This window comes from Lacisediminihabitans sp., from assembly GCF_036404185.1.
Taxonomy (GTDB): domain Bacteria; phylum Actinomycetota; class Actinomycetes; order Actinomycetales; family Microbacteriaceae; genus Lacisediminihabitans.
In genome coordinates this window covers 1-16,268 of record NZ_DASWPB010000152.1, presented here as the reverse complement: position 1 = coordinate 16,268, position 16,268 = coordinate 1, and the positions used below count along the sequence as shown (strand labels likewise).

Below are 16,268 nucleotides of genomic sequence, written 5' to 3'. Positions count from 1 at the left end.
TCATGACCGACTACATCCTGTCGATCGACCAGGGAACGACCAGCACCCGCGCCATCATCTTCGACCATTCCGGTTCCATCGTCTCGACGGGCCAGCTCGAGCACGAACAGATCTTCCCTCGAGCGGGATGGGTCGAACACGACCCGAAGGAGATCTGGGACAACACCCGTGAGGTGATCGGCCAGGCGCTCTCGAAGGCCAACATCACCAGGCACAGCATCAAGGCCGTCGGAATCACCAACCAGCGCGAGACGGCCGTCGTCTGGGACAAGAACACCGGCGAGCCGGTCTACAACGCGATCGTCTGGCAGGACACCCGCACCCAGTCGATCGTCGACCGCCTGGCCGACGGGGATGTTGAGCGCTACAAGAAGAAGGTCGGGCTGCCGCTGGCCACCTACTTCGCCGGAACGAAGATCGTCTGGATCCTCGAGAACGTCGAGGGCGCCCGCGAGCGGGCGGAGGCGGGCGACCTCCTCTTCGGCACGACGGACAGCTGGGTGCTGTGGAACCTCACCGGTGGAGCGGACGGCGGCGTGCACGTGACGGATGTCACCAACGCCTCCCGCACGCTCTTCATGGATCTGGAGACCCTTCAGTGGGACGAGTCGATCCTCGCCGACTTCGGTGTGCCGAAGTCGATGCTCCCGGAGATCAAGAGCTCCTCAGAGGTCTACGGCATCGTCTCGACGTCGAGCCTGCTGCGCGAGGTCCCGATCGCCGGCATCCTGGGCGACCAGCAGGCGGCGACCTTCGGCCAGGCGGCGTTCGACACCGGCGAGTCGAAGAACACCTACGGAACGGGTAACTTCCTCATCTTCAACACCGGTGAGGAGATCGTGCACTCCAAGAACGGGCTGCTCACCACCCTCGGCTACAAGCTCGGCGACGCCAAGCCGCGCTATGCGCTCGAGGGTTCCATCGCCGTCACGGGGTCTCTGGTCCAGTGGCTCAGGGACAACATCGGCCTCATCGACTCCGCGCCGGAGATCGAGGTGCTTGCCAAGACGGTCGAGGACAACGGCGGGGTGTACTTCGTGCCCGCATTCTCCGGCCTCTTCGCCCCCTACTGGCGGTCGGATGCCCGCGGCGCTCTCGTCGGCCTCACCCGCTACGTCAACAAGGGCCACATCGCCAGGGCGGCGCTCGAGGCGACGGCCTTCCAGACGCGCGAGGTGCTCGACGCGGTCAACGCCGACTCCGGCGTCGACCTCACCGAGCTCAAGGTCGATGGCGGAATGATCGCCAACAACACCCTGATGCAGTTCCAGGCCGACATCCTCGGCGTTCCGGTCGTCCGACCCGTGGTCGCCGAGACCACGGCGCTCGGCGCCGCCTACGCCGCCGGCCTCGCCGTCGGGTTCTGGAGTGACCTCGACGAGCTGCGCGCGAACTGGCAGGAGGACAGCCGCTGGACCCCGAACATGGACGACGCCGAGCGCGACCGTCAGCTCCGGCTCTGGAAGAAGGCCGTGACGCGCACCTTCGACTGGGTCGACGAGGACGTCAAGTAGGCAAACGGTCCATCGGGTCCGTCTTCCTCGACCGGAATCACCGGCGAGGGAGACGGGCTCTTCGCCTGTGTGACCGGTCAGGACTCGGACCGATTGACGCGGACGCCACGGGTCAGGAGGCCGTCGCCGCGACCCACTGGTCGAGCTTGGCGGTCGCCGCTCCGGAGTCGATCGCCTCGGCCGCGACCGCCATCTTGTCCCGGAAGCGGTCGAGGATCGGCACCTGCGACTGAGCGGGGTTCCTGGCCAGGTCGAAGGAGACGAGCCCGGCCGCGGCGTTGAGCAGGACGATGTCGCGCACCGGCCCCTTCCGTCCGCCGAGCACGGCGCGGGCGATGGATGCGTTGTGCTCGGCATCGCCGCCGACCAGCGCGGAGATGTCGGTGCGCGGGATGCCCAGTTCGAGCGGCTCGAGATCGTGCTCGGTGACCGAGCCGCGCGAGATCTCCCAGATGTGGCTGTGACCCGTGGTGGTCAGCTCGTCGAGACCGTCGTCGCCGCGGAACACCAGCGCCGTCGCCCCCCTGGTGCGGAAGACGCCGACGATGAGCGGCACCTTGTCGAGACTCGCGACGCCGACCGCGTTCGCCTCGCAGCGGGCCGGGTTGACGAGCGGGCCGAGGAAGTTGAAGACGGTCGGGATGCCGAGCTCCTTGCGGACCGCGCCGGCGTGGCGGAATCCGGGGTGGAACAGTGCGGCAAAGGCGAAGGTCAGTCCCGTCGCGGCGAACACCTCGGCGACCCGCTCCGGCGGCAGGTTCAGGTTGATGCCCAGCGCGCCGAGCACGTCCGAGGAGCCAGAGGCGGAGCTGGCCGCACGATTGCCGTGTTTGACCACGGGGATTCCGGATGCCGCGGCGACGATCGACGCCATGGTGGACACGTTCACCGTGCCGAACCGATCGCCCCCGGTGCCCACGATGTCCAGGGCCATCGGGTCAACGGCGAGGGACAGCGCGTTCTCGAGGATCGCGTCGCGGAAGCCGACGATCTCGTCGACGGTCTCCCCCTTGGCACGCAGCGCGACGAGGAAACCGGCGAGCTGCGCATCCGTCGCCTCGCCGAGCATGACCTGTCGCATGGCCCATTCGGCCTCGCTGATCGCCAGGTCACCGCCATCGAGAAGAGTGCTGATGAGACGGGGCCAGGTCAGATCGAAGGGCATAGCTGTGATCCTAGCTATTTCGCCGAACTATGCGCGTGAATGAGAAATGTCGGATGCCATCCTCCATAATGGAGAAGTGACCAGCACCTCTCTCTCTTCACCAGTCGGGGCTCCCGTCGTCAATCGCCCCAGTGTGGTCGCGGTGGGCACGATCGTGTGGCTGGGCAGCGAAGTCATGTTCTTCGCCGGTCTGTTCGCGATCTATTTCACCCTCCGCTCGACCTCGGCGCCGCTGTGGGCGGCGGAGACACCGCATCTGAATGTGCCGTATGCGCTGGCCAACACCCTCATCCTGGTCGCGTCATCCTTCACCGCTCAGTTCGGCGTCTTCGCGGCAGAACGGCTGCAGAAGAAGCGCACCAGCTGGAACCCGGTCAACTGGGGCATGGTCGAGTGGTTCTTCCTGAGCTACGCCCTCGGCGCCATCTTCGTCACCGGCCAGGTCTTCGAGTACGCGAACCTCGTGAGCGAGGGAGTCACCCTGAGCGCGAACTCCTACGGATCGGCGTTCTACCTCACCACCGGCTTCCACGCCCTGCACGTCACCGGCGGGCTCATCGCGATGCTGCTGATCATCGGCCGCGCCTACAGCGTGAAGAATTTCGGCCACAAGGAGGCGACCAGCACGATCGTCGTCTCGTATTACTGGCATTTCGTCGACGTCGTCTGGATCGGGTTGTTCCTGGTCATCTACGTCCTCAAGTAACGCATCGCTCTACAGAACCGGGGAAACTACGTCGCATGGCGAAGAAATCGAACACCGCGGCCCGACGCGGCCGCCGTCATCCACTGGCAACGATTGCGTTGATCGCGATCGGCCTCATCTCGACCGGCGGCGCCTATGCGATGTTCACGAGCACCGCATCGGCCGCACCGAGCTCCTCGCATAGCCAGGCCTCCGTCGACGAGGGCAAGAAGCTCTTCGCCGCCAACTGCGCCACCTGTCACGGGCTGAGCGCGGAGGGTGTCGACGGCGTCGCCCCCAGCCTCTACGGCGTCGGCGCGGCATCCGTCAGCTTCCAGGTCGGCACCGGCCGGATGCCCCTGGCCAACCAGGGACCGCAGGCGGAGCAGAAGCCGGTGCAGTTCACCGACGAGCAGATCTCCTCGCTCGCCGACTACGTCGCCTCGCTCTCCCCCGGCCCCGGCATCCCCGACTCCAAGTACCTCAAGGCGAACGGAAACGCCTCGACCGGTGCGGAGCTGTTCCGCATCAACTGCGCGATGTGCCACAACGTGGCCGGCGCGGGCGGGGCGCTCACCGAGGGTAAGTTCGCACCGTCCCTGAGCGGGGTGCTGCCCGAGCACATCTACGAGGCCATGATCACCGGTCCGCAGAACATGCCCGTCTTCAACGACAAGAACCTGACGCCGACCCAGAAGGCCGACATCATCACCTATCTCAAGTATCTCGACAAGAACCCGTCGCCCGGGGGGATCGACCTCGGCAACCTCGGCCCCGTCGCGGAGGGCCTGTTCATCTGGATCTTCGGTCTCGGTGCGATCGTGGGTGTCACGATCTGGATCGCCGCACGGGCCAACTGACTTTTACCCCGATCTACCGCACCAACCGAAGGGAAGAGAATGGCACAGCATGACGAGGGTGGCGATACCACCGCTGCCGGCTCAACCGTAGTCACGAGCGGGTCCACGCAGGCATCGCCAGGCACGGCCGTCATCGCCCCCGACGCCTTCGAGAACCCGGGGCTTCCCCCGCACCGTCCGCGGGTCACCGACCTCGATCCGAAGAAGGATCGTGTCGCGGAGCGCCGTGTCTATACGCTGTTCTACCTGTCGATCGTCGGGAGCGTCTTCGCCGTCGCGGCCTACATCGCCTTCCCGATCACTCCTGGTGACACCGGGTCCGTGCGTCTCAACACCATGTTCCTCGGGCTCGGGATCGCCCTCGGGCTGCTCGCGCTCGGCATCGGCGCCATCTACTGGTCGAAGAACCTCATGCGCGGGGACGAGCTGACGGAGTCGCGCCACCTGACCCGCGGCTCCGACAGCACGCGCGAACGCGCCGTGGAGATCTTCGCCGACGCGAACCAGGAGTCCGGCTTCGGACGGCGCTCGCTCATCCGCAACAGCCTCATCGGCGCCCTCGTCGCCGTCCCGCTGCCCGCCGTCGTTCTGTTCCGGGATCTCGCACCCGCGAAGGACCCGGTGCCGCAGCTCGAGCACACGATGTGGGCCAAGGGCACCCGGCTCACCCACGACCCCTCTGGAACGCCCATCAAGGCCTCCGACGTCACCCTGGGCTCCGTCTTCCACGTCATTCCAGAAGGGCTCAACGACAAGGAGGACCGCCTGGAGGAGAAGGCCAAGGCGGCCGTGCTGCTCATGCGTCTGGAACCGGAGGACCTGCACGTCTCCAAGGGGCGCGAGACCTGGAACTACAACGGCATCGTGGCCTACTCGAAGATCTGCACCCACGTCGGATGCCCGGTCGCACTGTACGAGCAGCAGACCCACCACCTGCTCTGCCCGTGCCACTCGTCGACCTTCGACGTCACCCGCGAGTGCGAGGTGATCTTCGGGCCGGCTAAGCGTCCGCTGCCGCAACTGCCCATATCCGTCGACAGCGAGGGCTACCTCGTGGCGCAGAGTGATTTCCACGAGCCCGTCGGCCCGAGCTTCTGGGAGCGTTCATGACCACCACCGCCCCAGAACAGTCCACGGCCCCCGCGGCGTCCACCCCGCCGTCGCGCGGCGGCCGCTTCACCGCCGCGGCGGCCAACTACATCGACGAGCGCACGAGCGTCTCTGGCCTCGTCAAGGAGCTCGGTCGCAAGATCTTCCCCGACCACTGGTCGTTCATGCTCGGTGAGGTCGCGCTCTACAGCTTTGTGGTCATCCTGCTGTCCGGCACCTTCCTGACCTTCTTCTTCCAGCCCTCGATGGCGGAGGTCGTCTACGACGGCTCCTTCGTCCCGCTCAAGGGCCTGCAGATGTCGGCGGCCTATTCCTCGACCCTGCACATCTCCTTCGACGTCCGCGGCGGCCTGCTGTTCCGGCAGATCCACCACTGGGCGGCGCTGCTGTTCATCGCCGCCATCGGCCTGCACATGCTGCGGGTCTACTTCACGGGCGCGTTCCGCAAGCCCCGTGAGCTCAACTGGGTGATCGGTTTTGTGCTGTTCGTGCTCGCCATGGGCGAGGGATTCACCGGATACTCGCTTCCCGACGATCTGCTGTCCGGAAACGGCCTGCGCATCATCGACGGCCTGATCAAGGGCATCCCGGTCATCGGCACCTGGACCTCCTATCTGCTCTTCGGCGGCGAGTTCCCCGGCACCAAGCTCGTGGCGATGTTCTACTCCATCCACATCCTGCTGCTGCCGGCCATCCTCGTCGCGGCGCTCGGTCTGCACCTGCTGCTCATGGTGATCAACAAGCACACCCAGTTCGCCGGACCCGGCCGCACCAACGAGAACGTCGTCGGCGTGCCCATCCTCCCCGTCTTCGCGGCGAAGGCCGGCGGCTTCTTCTTCGTGGTCTTCGGCGTGATCGTGCTGATCGCCTCGTTCTTCACGATCAACCCGATCTGGACCTATGGGCCGTACGACCCCTCCCCCGTCTCGGCGGGCACCCAGCCGGACTGGTACATCGGCTTCGCCGACGGCGCCCTCCGCCTCGTGCCGCCGGGCTGGGAGTTCGTCTGGCTGAACCACACCTGGTCGTTCAACATCATCGCCGTCATCCTCGTGCTGCCGGTCTTCCTCGGTCTCGTGGCCTTCTACCCCTTCATCGAGGGCTGGATCACCGGCGACAAGCGCGAGCATCACATCGCGGATCGCCCGAGGAACGCACCGACCCGCACGGCCATCGGCGCGGCGGGAGTGACTTTCTATGCCGTCCTCTGGGCCGCAGCGAGCTCCGACCTCATGTCGACGCACTTCAAGGTCAGTCTCGAGGGAGTGATCCACGTGCTGCAGGCGCTTCTGTTCCTCGGTCCGATCATCGCCTACCTCGTGACCAAGCGGGTGTGTGTTGGGCTTCAGAAGAAGGATCGGGAGATCGCTCTCCACGGTTTCGAATCCGGACGGATCGTGCGGCTGCCCGGCGGGGAGTACATCGAGGTGCACGAGCAGCTGGACGAGTACGAGCGCTGGCGCCTGGTGAGCTTCACCGAGTACACACCGCTCCTGATGCATCCGGATGAGAACGGTCGCATCTCCCCCGTCCAGCGTCTGCGTGCCTCGCTCTCGCGATGGTTCTTCGAGGACAGGATCTCCCCGCCCACCAAGGGCGAATTGGACCAGGGTCACCACTAGGCGGTTAACGCTCCCTCCGCGGCGGGAGATACCGCCCGCCACGGCGGGAGCCGCGGTCTCGCGGCGGGAGATACTGACCGTCCCGGCGGGGTTATTCGCTGACGGACGGAGTTACGACTCCCTCCGTGAGAGAGTTCTCCCGCCGCTAGGCGAGCGTTGGGCGAGAGCCAGCCCTGCTCTTCGCGAAAGCGCGGCGAGGCTAGTCGTCCAGAAAGCTCTTCTTGAGGTAGTCGGCGGTCGAACGATAATCGAGCCGCTCGTAGAACGATGCGGCCCTGAGGATGCTGGCCACGGTCAGGTGACGGACCCCCCTCGCGATGCATTCGTCCTCGATCGCCGAGACCAGCTGGCTGCCGTATCCGTGACCGCTCGCGGCCGAGTCCACCACCAGCTCCTGCAGCTGCGCCGAATCTCCGTTCGTGTACAGCAGCCGCACGACCGTCGCCAGCGCGTAGCCAACCACGACGTCCTCGACCTCGGCGACGAAGAGCACGTGGTCCGCGGCATCTTTGACGGCGTCCTCGAACGCCTCGTCGAAGGACGAGCGTTCCGGGGTGCCGCCGATCCCGAGCTGTTCCACCAACCCGAAGACCGCGTCGGCGTCGTCGAGCCTCGCGGCCCTGATGTGAGCGAACCCGCTAGCGGGCAAAATTTCCGCGATAGTACTCATAGACCCACCCAACCAGGCTCACCAGGGTGACCGCTACTCCGATAAAGGCGATCCACACGCCGATGGCGAGCCCCATGACGAGCAGCGCGGCACCGGCGGCGAGCAGGATGGGCCACCAGCTCCAGGGGCTGAAGAAGCCGAGCTCCGGGTCTCCGTCGTCGATGTTGGCGTCGAGACGGTCCTCCGGCAGCGGACCGCCCGTGGCACGGTCCGACCTGCTGAAGAAGAACCCGAGGAAGGCGGCCAGCAGCGCGGCCAGGCCGATGCTGAGGGTTCCTGCCCACTCGATCTTGCCGTGGAGAGGATCGAGCAGGCTCCACCCGACGTAGACAATGTCCATGAACAGAAGGAACCCGAACAGGATCCAGAAGATCGTCGCGTTGGTCTTCATATGCGGCTACTTCACCTTCTCGTCTGCGAGGTCGTACGTCGGGGTGTCCGGGGCGTCCTTGAGCGGTCCGACCCCCTCCGCGATGCCCACCTCGGGATGATTGAGGTCGAAGGCCGGCGACTCGGAGCGGATGCGCGGGATCGAGGTGAAGTTGTGCCGCGGCGGCGGGCAGGAGGTGGCCCACTCGAGCGACCGGCCGTAGCCCCACGGATCGTTCACCGTCACCTTCGGTGCCTTGCGGGCGGTGATGTACACGTTGAAGATGAACGGCAGCATCGAGACACCGAGGATCATCGCCCCGATGGTCGAGAGCTGGTTCATCCAGGTGAACCCGTCCTGAGGCTGATAGGTCGCATATCGTCTGGGCATGCCGAGCACGCCCAGCCAGTGCTGCACGAGGAAGGTGGTGTGGAAGCCGATGAAGAGCAGCCAGAAGTGGATCTTCCCCAGCCGTTCGTTGAGCATCTTGCCCGTCCACTTCGGCCACCAGAAGTAGAAGCCGCTGAACATCGCGAAGACGACCGTGCCGAACACCACGTAGTGGAAGTGCGCGACGACAAAATAGGTATCGGAGACGTGGAAGTCGAGCGGCGGGGAGGCGAGGATGACGCCGGTGAGCCCGCCGAAGGTGAAGGTGATGAGGAACCCGATCGCCCAGAGCATGGGGGTCTCGAAGGTGACGGAGCCTCGCCACATCGTTCCGATCCAGTTGAAGATCTTCACCCCGGTGGGGACGGCGATCAACATCGTCATGAGCGAGAAGAAGGGCAGCAGCACGGATCCGGTCACGTACATGTGGTGGGCCCAGACCGTCACGGACAGGGCGGCGATCGAGATCGTCGCGTAGATCAGGGTCTTGTACCCGAAGATCGGCTTGCGACTGAACACCGGAAGCACCTCGGAGATGATGCCGAAGAACGGCAGCGCGATGATGTAGACCTCCGGATGCCCGAAGAACCAGAACAGGTGCTGCCAGAGGATCGCCCCTCCCGCCTCCACGTTGTAGAGATGGGAGCCGAACACCCGATCGGAGCCCAGTGCGAACAGCGCGGCGGCGAGCACCGGGAACGCCATGAGGATCAGGATGCCGGTGACCAGGGTGTTCCAGGTGAAGATCGGCATGCGGAACATGGTCATGCCGGGGGCGCGCATCGTGATGATCGTGGTGATGAAGTTGACCGCGCCGAGGATCGTGCCGAACCCGCTGAGCGCGAGCCCGAATACCCAGAGATTTCCCCCGAGAGAGGGTGAGAACGTCGTCGTCGATAACGGGACGTAGGCGAACCAGCCGAACGAGGCGGCGCCCTGCGGGGTGAGGAACCCGGCGACCGCGATCAGGGAGCCGAAGTTGAACAGCCAGTAGGCGAAGGCGTTCAGCCGGGGGAACGCCACATCAGGAGCGCCGATCTGCAGCGGCATGAGCACGTTGGCGAAACCGGCGAACAGCGGAGTCGCGAACATGAGCAGCATGATCGTGCCGTGCATCGTGAAGAGCTGGTTGTACTGCTCCTTGGTCTGCACCAGTTGCAGCCCCGGCTCGAAGAGCTGCGCCCTGATCACCAGCGCCATCACGCCACCGAGCAGGAAGTAGACGAACGAGGTGATCAGGTAGAGGTACCCGATCGTCTTGTGGTCGGTGGAGGTGATCCAGCTGACCAGGATGTTGCCCTTGCGGCCCACCTGTGAGGCGCCGAAGTCTTGACCGGGACCGGGGTTTCCGACCGTGGGGCGGGTGACGGTAGCTGTGCTCATGTGGATGCCCTACTTGTCGGCGTCGACCGGTGTGGTACCGGGGAGGTTCGAGTTCGTGTTGTATTCCGGACCGAGGATGCCCGTCTGACCCTTGTCGACGAGGCTCTGGATGTAGTTGTCGTACACCGACTGCCTGACCACCTTCACCTTAAACAGCATCTCGGAGTGGTAGTCGCCGCACAGCTCCGCGCACTTCCCCTGATAGGTGCCGAGCTTCGTCGGCGTGAAGTACATGTAGTTGTCCTTGCCGGGGATGTTGTCCTTCTTATAGAGGAAGTCGACGATCCAGAACGAATGGTCGACATCGCGACTCTCGATCTTGATCTGGATGCTCTTGTTGAGGGGAAGGTACAGCACCGGGATCTTGCTCTCGTCGATGCTGCCGTCGCCCTTTTCGAGTTCCTGGGCCTGGATGCCCGGAGAGTAGACGCCCTTCTTGCCCGGCCCGACGTTGTCGTAGTTGAAGTCCCACGCCCACCGCTTGCCGTAGACCTCGATCTTGACGTCGGGGTTCTTGGTCGGCTGCTCGATCGAGTTCTGCTCCTTGGCCGTGAAGGCAAAGAATCCGAGGACCAGGATGAGCGGGACGATCGTGTAGAAGATCTCGATCGGCAGGTTGTAGCGCATCTGCACCGGAAGGCCGGTCTGGCCCTTGCGACGGCGGTAGACGATGGCGGCCCAGATGACGAGCCCCCAGGTGATGATGCCAACGCCCAGCAGGACGATCCAGGAGGTCACCCACAGTCCGGTGACGCCGTCGGTGTGATTGGTGATCCCGGGAGTGCCGGGCAGGAAGCCCCTCAGCTGCTGCTGGGTGCACCCGGCCAGGACGACGACCAGCGTCGCTGCAACCGGAATGACAGCCCATCGAAGACGGCGGTTGGAGTGCACCTGGGACCTCTCGAATGACACGAACAGTTACGTACGGGGAGTCTATGTGGTGGTCATCAGCCTAGCGGCAGGACGCGCGGGCCCCCACCCCAAGGCCCGACCGGGCCAGGAGGAGGCACCGCGGATGGCGCTTCTCCCCCCTTCAAAAAAACGCTAGTGGAAGGAGTCACCGCACGCGCAGCTGCCCGTGGCGTTGGGGTTGTCGATCGTGAAGCCCTGCTTCTGGATCGTGTCCTCGAAGTCGATCGTGGCGCCGTCGAGATAGGGAACGCTCATCTTGTCGACAACGACCTCGACCCCGTTGAAATCGACGGTCGCGTCGCCCTCGAGCAGGCGCTCGTCGAAGTAGAGCTGGTAGATGAGACCGGAGCAGCCGCCCGGCTGAACCGCGACCCGCAGACGCAGATCGTCACGACCCTCCTGCTCGTAGAGACTGCGCACCTTGGCTGCTGCCGGTTCGCTGAGGAGAACACCGTGGGTTGCGGCGGTCGTCGTGTCGGTCAGTGTGTCGGTCATGACCACTCCTTTGGCGTGTCGATGAAGCTCTTCCTCCAGTGTATGCATCCGGCACCGTCGATGCGCATGCATGCGTCCAAAAACACGCCGGAGCGCCTCAACCGCGCTCGTTCAGCCGCGCCAGCAGCAGCGCCTCGCTCAAGATCGCCCGGTGGAACACACCGAGATGGAGCGATTCGTTCGGGCTGTGCGCCCGGGAGTCTGGGTCCTCGACGCCGGTCACGAGGATCTGCGCGTCGGGGAACAGCTCGACCAGGTCGGAGATGAAGGGGATGGACCCGCCGATCCCGGTCTCGACGGCATCGGCCCCCCAGGCATCCGTCATGGCCGACTTCGCCTCGGCGACGGCCCAGCCACTGGTGTCGACGAGGAAGCCGTCGCCGCGATCGACCTCATCGATCTCGATCTGCGCGCCGAACGGGACAAAGGCACGAAGGTGCCTCTCCAGAGCGTCGAAGGCGTCTGCGGCGCTCTGGCCGGGAGCAACTCGCGCGCTGATCTTCACCGAGATGGAGGGCGCCAGGGTATTGGATGCGTTCGCCACCGTCGGCGCGTCGATGCCCGTGACCGTGATCGACGGTTTCGCCCAGGTCCTGCTGAGGATGGTTCCGGTGCCGATGGGCGACACGCCATCGAGCAGGCCGGTCTCCTCGCGCAGCTGCGCCTCAGAGTACTCCGGCGTCTCGGTCTCCCAGGAGGTGAGGCCCTCGACCGCGACCGACCCGTCGTCGTCGTGCAGGGTGGCGAGGAGCTTGATGGTCGCCAGCATGGCGTCCGGCACCGCTCCCCCGAACATCCCGGAGTGCGACGCGTGGGCGAGGGTGCGAACCGTCAGGCGGAAGGCGACGTTGCCGCGGAGAGCGACGGTGATGGCCGGGGTGTTGATGTCCCAGTTGTCGGAGTCGGCGACGACGATCACATCGGACGCGAGCTGCTGCCGGTGCTGGGTGAGGAAGTTGGCGAACGACCGCGACCCGAACTCCTCCTCGCCCTCGAAGAACAGGGCCAGCCCCAGATCGAAATCGGTGCCGACCGTCTCGACGAGCGCTCGGATGGCCGCGATATGCGCGAGCACACCCGCCTTGTCGTCGGCGGCCCCGCGCCCGTAGAGCCGGTCCCCACGCAGGGTGGGTTCGAAGGGAGAGGACTCCCAGTCCTCGTCCTTCCCGGGAGGCTGCACGTCGTGGTGCGCGTAGAGCAGGACGGTCGGCTTCCCGTTCTTCGCGGCGCGGGTCGCCAGCACGGCGGGCTGCCCGAGCTGAGCGGTGTCGCCGATGGGCGCCCTCGAGACCTCGACGGTCTCGAACACTCCCAGGTCCGTCACCAACCCGACGATGGCGTCGGCGCTCTCCGCGACATGCTGCGGGTCGAATGCCGCCCAGGAGACGGAAGGGATGCGCACGAGTCGGGACAGATCGGCGATCGCGAGCGGAAGCCCCGCATGGACGGCCTCGCGGAGGGCATCCGCCGCCTCAGGACTTGTGGTTGGGGAAGAAGTCATAGAGGTAATCTTAAGGACACATCGAAAGCGAAGGAATTCCATGGCCAAGCAGCGCACGGACAAGGCCGACGACGCCGTCGACGAACTGGGCGCCGATGGCCTGCCCGGCGGGAAGGGCCATCCGACCCCCACCCGCAAGGAGCGGGAGGCCGCCAACATGCGTCCGTTGGTCGCCGGCGACCGGAAGACGGGCAACAAGCAGACCAAGGCACGGATGGCGGAGGCGCGCGAGAAGGCGCGCATCGGCATGGCGAACGGCGACGAGAAGTATCTGCCGATTCGCGACAAGGGGCCGCAGCGCCGGTTCATCCGCGACTACATCGACGCCCGGTTCAGTGTCGGAGAGCTCATCATCCCGGTGATGTTCGTGGTGATCGTGCTGACCTTCGTCAACAGTCCCATCCTGCAGACCATCGCGATCTTCGGCCTCTGGATCTTCTTCCTCGTCGCCGTGATCGACTGCCTCACCGTCGGCTACATCATCCAGCGCAAGCTCGCCGCCAAGTTCGGGGCCGAGAAGGTCCAGCGGGGAAACCGCTGGTACACCGCGATGCGCGCCCTGCAGCTGCGTCCCATGCGTCTGCCGAAGCCGCAGGTCAAGCGGGGCAACTTCCCCGCGTGACCTGCGGTCCGACGTCGGTCAGGCGACCCGTTCGAGCGTCGTCAGGCCGCGAGCGAGCTTCGCCAGCCCTCGATTGATCGAGCGGCCCCACAGCGGTCCGCGGTAGAGGAATCCGGTATAGCCCTGCACCAGGGTCGCCCCGGCGGCCAGACGGTCGGCGACATCCTGGGCCGTCTCCGCACCGCCGGAGGCGATGATGCACAGGTCCGCCGGAACGACGGTCCGCAGGATCCGCAGCACCTCGATCGCGCGCGGACCGAGCGGCGCCCCGGAAAGGCCGCCGGCACCGGCCCGTTCGACGATCGCCGGATCCGTGATCAGTCCCAGTCCCTCGCGGGCGACGGTCGTATTGGTCGCGACGATTCCGTCGATGCCCAGTTCCACGACCAGCCCGGCTATGCCCCTGATCTCGTCGTCGGAGAGATCGGGTGAGATCTTGACGAGCACCGGGGTCTTCCCCGCCGCACCCTGCACGGCCGTGAGCAGCGGTCGCAGCAGATCGAGCTCCTGCAGTCCGCGAAGGCCAGGGGTGTTCGGCGAGCTGACGTTCACGGCAAGGTAGTCGGAGACCGGTGCGAGCAGCCTGGTCGTGATCAGGTAGTCCTCCGTGGCCTTCTCGACGTCGACGATGCGGCTCTTGCCGATGTTCGCTCCGATGACCGGTCGGATGGGCTTGGCCATCTCCCGTGCGAGTCGTGGCGCGGCATCGGCCGCCCCCCGGTTGTTGAAGCCCATCCGGTTGATGACCGCGCGATCCGGGATGAGGCGGAACAGTCGGGGCCGCTCGTTTCCGGGCTGCGGAATGGCCGTGATGGTTCCCACCTCGATGTGGCCGAAACCGAGGGCGCCGAGACCCTCGACGGCCCTGCCGTCCTTGTCGAAGCCGGCAGCGATGCCGAAGGGGGAATCGAAGGTGAGGCCGAGTGTGTGGACGGCGAGGGAGGGCTTCGCCCGGGTGAACCACCGCTCCAGGGGAGCGAGTCCGAGACGGGGAAGCAGACGGATGACGTCGAAGGCGAGGTGGTGCGCCGTCTCCGGGTCGAATTTCGAAAGGACCAGCGAGAAGAGTAATCGGTATATCACGCTGTCAGGTTAGTGGCAACGTGAAGTCTGTTCAGTCCTCCGCGACCGGCGTTGCGGCATCGTGTTCGACACGCAGCAGCGTGATGGCCTCTTCGAAGTCCTCGAGCGAGTCGAAACCCTGGTACACGCTGGCGAAACGGAGGTAGGCGACCTCGTCGAGCTCACGAAGCGGAGGGAGGATGGCCAGCCCGATGTCGTTGGCGTCGACCTGCGATGCGCCCGTCGCCCTGATCGTCTCCTCCACCCGCTGCGCGAGGACGGCGAGATCGGTGTCCGTCACGGGGCGTCCCTGGCAGGCCTTGCGAACGCCGGTGACGATCTTCTCCCTGCTGAACGGCTGAACGACGCCGCTGCGCTTGACGACGTTGAGGCTGGCGGTCTCCGTGGTGCTGAACCGGCGGCCGCACTCCGGGCACTGCCGGCGGCGACGAATCGAGAGCCCGTCGTCGCTCGTCCGCGAATCGATGACGCGGGAATCCGGATACCGGCAGAATGGGCAGAACATGCCACCAGAGTACCCGGTGGTTTCCGGGAAATGGCCGCCTGGGGTCAGCCCTGAGAGAACCGGGCGGTCACCGCCGCGGCGTGCGCGGGCAGATCCTCGGCCGTCGCCAGGGCGACGATCCGGGGTGCCACCGCTCCGAGCGCCTGGCAGTCGTAGCGGACCACCTGCTGCGGCCGTAGGAACGTGTACGCGCCGAGGCCGGGGGTGAAGCGCGCCTGCCCGCCGGTCGGCAGCACGTGGTTCGATCCGGCGAGATAGTCGCCGAGGCTCACCGGCGAGTTCGCCCCGAGGAAGATCGCCCCGGCGCTCTCGATGAGATCGAGCACGAGCCCAGGATCGACGGTCTGGATCTCCAGATGCTCGGGACCGTAGGCGTTGCTGAACGCGGCGGCACCGGCCAGGTCGTCGACCAACACGACCGCGGACTGACGGCCGTGCAGGGCGAGAGCGACCCTGTCCGCATGCGGCGTGATCTCCGCGAGCCGCTCCAGCTGCGTCTGCACCAGCTCGGCCAGCTCGGCGGAGTCCGTGACGAGCACGGCGGCGGCGAGCTCATCATGCTCCGCCTGGCTGAGCAGGTCGCTCGCGACGAGGAACGGATCGGCGGCCGCATCCGCGATCACCAGGATCTCGGTCGGGCCGGCCTCGGCATCGATTCCGGCCTGCCCCCTGACGAGACGCTTGGCGGCGGCGACGTAGACGTTTCCGGGGCCGGTGATGAGCTGGACCGGGTCGAGCCCCAGGTCCTCAACGCCGTAGGCGAACGCGCCGATGGCACCGGCACCTCCCATGGCGTACACCTCGTCGATGCCGAGCAGTCCAGCGGCGCCGAGGATGGTCGGATGGATGCTCCCGCCGAACGCGCGCTGGGGAGGGGAGGCCAGCACGATGGAGGAGACGCCGGCCACCTGAGCGGGCACGACGTTCATGACGACGCTCGACGGATAGACGGCCTTGCCGCCGGGGACATAGAACCCGACCCGCTCGACCGGGACCCAGCGCTGGATGACCTCCGCACCAGGGGCGAGAGTCGTGACGGCAGGACGCGGCAGTTGAGCCTCGGACGCGGCCCGCACCCGGACGATCGCCTCCTCGAGGGCATCCCGAACATCGACGGAAAGACCGTCGACGGCCGCGGAGACATCGGTGGGATCCAGCCTGACCCGCTCCGGCCTGACTCCGTCGAGCCGCTCCGCCTGGTCGAGCAGGGCCTCCCGCCCGCGCAGCCGCACGTCCGCGATGAGCTCGGTCGCCACCTGCGTCGCGGCGGACACGTCGGTGGAGGATCGCGGGACGAGGGAGAGGAGTTCGGTGCGGCTCGGCCGAAGGCCCCGCAGGTCGATGGTCTGGATCATGGCGGATTCATCCTATTGGACGGGCA

The 16,268-nt window shown here is 66.0% G+C and carries 16 protein-coding genes; 6 read left to right on the top strand and 10 right to left on the bottom strand.

Annotation, left to right across the window (positions count from 1 at the left end; genetic code table 11):
* Positions 1-2: 2 nt before the first annotated feature.
* Positions 3-1,514 carry a glycerol kinase GlpK gene (glpK, locus tag VGC18_RS10855; protein WP_331097196.1) on the top strand — a complete coding sequence of 504 codons (1,512 nt, stop codon included), beginning with the start codon at positions 3-5 and terminating at the stop codon, positions 1,512-1,514.
* A gap of 112 nt (positions 1,515-1,626) precedes the next feature.
* Here glpK and trpD read toward each other — a convergent pair whose 3' ends face one another.
* Positions 1,627-2,679, bottom strand: coding sequence for an anthranilate phosphoribosyltransferase (gene trpD, locus VGC18_RS10850; RefSeq protein WP_331097195.1), 1,053 nt, complete (start codon positions 2,677-2,679; stop codon positions 1,627-1,629).
* A gap of 46 nt (positions 2,680-2,725) precedes the next feature.
* Between trpD and VGC18_RS10845 the strand changes: the two genes are divergently transcribed.
* From VGC18_RS10845 to VGC18_RS10830, 4 genes are read left to right on the top strand one after another with little or no spacing between them, the layout of a single operon-like run.
* A complete protein-coding gene (locus tag VGC18_RS10845) occupies positions 2,726-3,385 on the top strand; it encodes a cytochrome c oxidase subunit 3 (protein WP_414672878.1) in 660 nt (219 codons plus the stop codon).
* A 35-nt stretch (positions 3,386-3,420) separates the two neighbouring features.
* The gene (locus tag VGC18_RS10840) at positions 3,421-4,224 is read left to right on the top strand and encodes a c-type cytochrome (RefSeq protein ID WP_331097190.1); all 804 of its coding nucleotides are present in this window, start codon (positions 3,421-3,423) and stop codon (positions 4,222-4,224) included.
* Positions 4,225-4,263: 39 nt separating this feature from the next.
* On the top strand, positions 4,264-5,334 hold the full coding sequence (locus tag VGC18_RS10835) for a ubiquinol-cytochrome c reductase iron-sulfur subunit (protein ID WP_331097188.1): 1,071 nt from the start codon (positions 4,264-4,266) through the stop codon (positions 5,332-5,334).
* Positions 5,331-6,956, top strand: a complete 1,626-nt coding sequence (locus VGC18_RS10830; RefSeq protein WP_331097186.1) for a cytochrome bc complex cytochrome b subunit — start codon at positions 5,331-5,333, stop codon at positions 6,954-6,956. Before VGC18_RS10835 ends, VGC18_RS10830 begins: the two co-directional genes overlap by 4 nt.
* Positions 6,957-7,155: 199 nt before the next feature.
* On the opposite strand, the gene VGC18_RS10825 is transcribed toward VGC18_RS10830, so the two are convergent.
* The 6 genes from VGC18_RS10825 to VGC18_RS10800 all read right to left on the bottom strand — a co-directional run bounded on the left by VGC18_RS10825 (position 7,156) and on the right by VGC18_RS10800 (position 12,677).
* Complete coding sequence (locus tag VGC18_RS10825) at positions 7,156-7,605, bottom strand: GNAT family N-acetyltransferase (protein WP_331097184.1); 450 nt, start codon at positions 7,603-7,605, stop codon at positions 7,156-7,158.
* Positions 7,595-8,017: a cytochrome c oxidase subunit 4 gene (locus VGC18_RS10820; RefSeq protein ID WP_331097182.1), complete on the bottom strand. Its 423-nt coding sequence runs from the start codon at positions 8,015-8,017 to the stop codon at positions 7,595-7,597. The genes VGC18_RS10825 and VGC18_RS10820 overlap by 11 nt, the downstream gene beginning before the upstream one ends.
* Before the next feature lie 6 nt (positions 8,018-8,023).
* Complete coding sequence (gene ctaD, locus VGC18_RS10815; protein ID WP_331097180.1) at positions 8,024-9,769, bottom strand: cytochrome c oxidase subunit I; 1,746 nt, start codon at positions 9,767-9,769, stop codon at positions 8,024-8,026.
* Between the two features lie 9 nt (positions 9,770-9,778).
* Complete coding sequence (gene coxB, locus VGC18_RS10810; RefSeq protein WP_331097178.1) at positions 9,779-10,681, bottom strand: cytochrome c oxidase subunit II; 903 nt, start codon at positions 10,679-10,681, stop codon at positions 9,779-9,781.
* A gap of 132 nt (positions 10,682-10,813) precedes the next feature.
* On the bottom strand, positions 10,814-11,176 hold the full coding sequence (gene erpA, locus VGC18_RS10805; protein WP_331097176.1) for an iron-sulfur cluster insertion protein ErpA: 363 nt from the start codon (positions 11,174-11,176) through the stop codon (positions 10,814-10,816).
* Between the two features lie 97 nt (positions 11,177-11,273).
* The gene (locus VGC18_RS10800) at positions 11,274-12,677 is read right to left on the bottom strand and encodes a dipeptidase (RefSeq protein ID WP_331097174.1); all 1,404 of its coding nucleotides are present in this window, start codon (positions 12,675-12,677) and stop codon (positions 11,274-11,276) included.
* Positions 12,678-12,717: 40 nt separating this feature from the next.
* Between VGC18_RS10800 and VGC18_RS10795 the strand changes: the two genes are divergently transcribed.
* The gene (locus VGC18_RS10795; protein ID WP_331097172.1) at positions 12,718-13,299 is read left to right on the top strand and encodes a DUF3043 domain-containing protein; all 582 of its coding nucleotides are present in this window, start codon (positions 12,718-12,720) and stop codon (positions 13,297-13,299) included.
* Positions 13,300-13,317: 18 nt separating this feature from the next.
* On the opposite strand, the gene VGC18_RS10790 is transcribed toward VGC18_RS10795, so the two are convergent.
* From VGC18_RS10790 to hisD, 3 genes are read right to left on the bottom strand one after another with little or no spacing between them, the layout of a single operon-like run.
* A complete protein-coding gene (locus VGC18_RS10790) occupies positions 13,318-14,379 on the bottom strand; it encodes a quinone-dependent dihydroorotate dehydrogenase (RefSeq protein ID WP_331097238.1) in 1,062 nt (353 codons plus the stop codon).
* 34 nt (positions 14,380-14,413) lie between these two features.
* Positions 14,414-14,887 carry a transcriptional regulator NrdR gene (gene nrdR / locus VGC18_RS10785; RefSeq protein WP_331097170.1) on the bottom strand — a complete coding sequence of 158 codons (474 nt, stop codon included), beginning with the start codon at positions 14,885-14,887 and terminating at the stop codon, positions 14,414-14,416.
* Between the two features lie 44 nt (positions 14,888-14,931).
* Positions 14,932-16,242, bottom strand: a complete 1,311-nt coding sequence (gene hisD, locus VGC18_RS10780) for a histidinol dehydrogenase (protein WP_331097168.1) — start codon at positions 16,240-16,242, stop codon at positions 14,932-14,934.
* Positions 16,243-16,268 lie beyond the last annotated feature (26 nt).

Coding starts and splice junctions, on each gene's coding strand:
- VGC18_RS10835 (WP_331097188.1), top strand. CDS start 4,264: ATGGCACAGCATGACGAGGGTGGCGATACCACCGCTGCCGGCTCAACC.
- VGC18_RS10820 (WP_331097182.1), bottom strand. CDS start 8,017: ATGAAGACCAACGCGACGATCTTCTGGATCCTGTTCGGGTTCCTTCTG.
- hisD (WP_331097168.1), bottom strand. CDS start 16,242: ATGATCCAGACCATCGACCTGCGGGGCCTTCGGCCGAGCCGCACCGAA.
- VGC18_RS10845 (WP_414672878.1), top strand. CDS start 2,726: ATGTCGGATGCCATCCTCCATAATGGAGAAGTGACCAGCACCTCTCTC.
- glpK (WP_331097196.1), top strand. CDS start 3: ATGACCGACTACATCCTGTCGATCGACCAGGGAACGACCAGCACCCGC.
- ctaD (WP_331097180.1), bottom strand. CDS start 9,769: ATGAGCACAGCTACCGTCACCCGCCCCACGGTCGGAAACCCCGGTCCC.
- VGC18_RS10830 (WP_331097186.1), top strand. CDS start 5,331: ATGACCACCACCGCCCCAGAACAGTCCACGGCCCCCGCGGCGTCCACC.
- VGC18_RS10840 (WP_331097190.1), top strand. CDS start 3,421: ATGGCGAAGAAATCGAACACCGCGGCCCGACGCGGCCGCCGTCATCCA.
- erpA (WP_331097176.1), bottom strand. CDS start 11,176: ATGACCGACACACTGACCGACACGACGACCGCCGCAACCCACGGTGTT.
- nrdR (WP_331097170.1), bottom strand. CDS start 14,887: ATGTTCTGCCCATTCTGCCGGTATCCGGATTCCCGCGTCATCGATTCG.
- VGC18_RS10795 (WP_331097172.1), top strand. CDS start 12,718: ATGGCCAAGCAGCGCACGGACAAGGCCGACGACGCCGTCGACGAACTG.
- trpD (WP_331097195.1), bottom strand. CDS start 2,679: ATGCCCTTCGATCTGACCTGGCCCCGTCTCATCAGCACTCTTCTCGAT.
- VGC18_RS10800 (WP_331097174.1), bottom strand. CDS start 12,677: ATGACTTCTTCCCCAACCACAAGTCCTGAGGCGGCGGATGCCCTCCGC.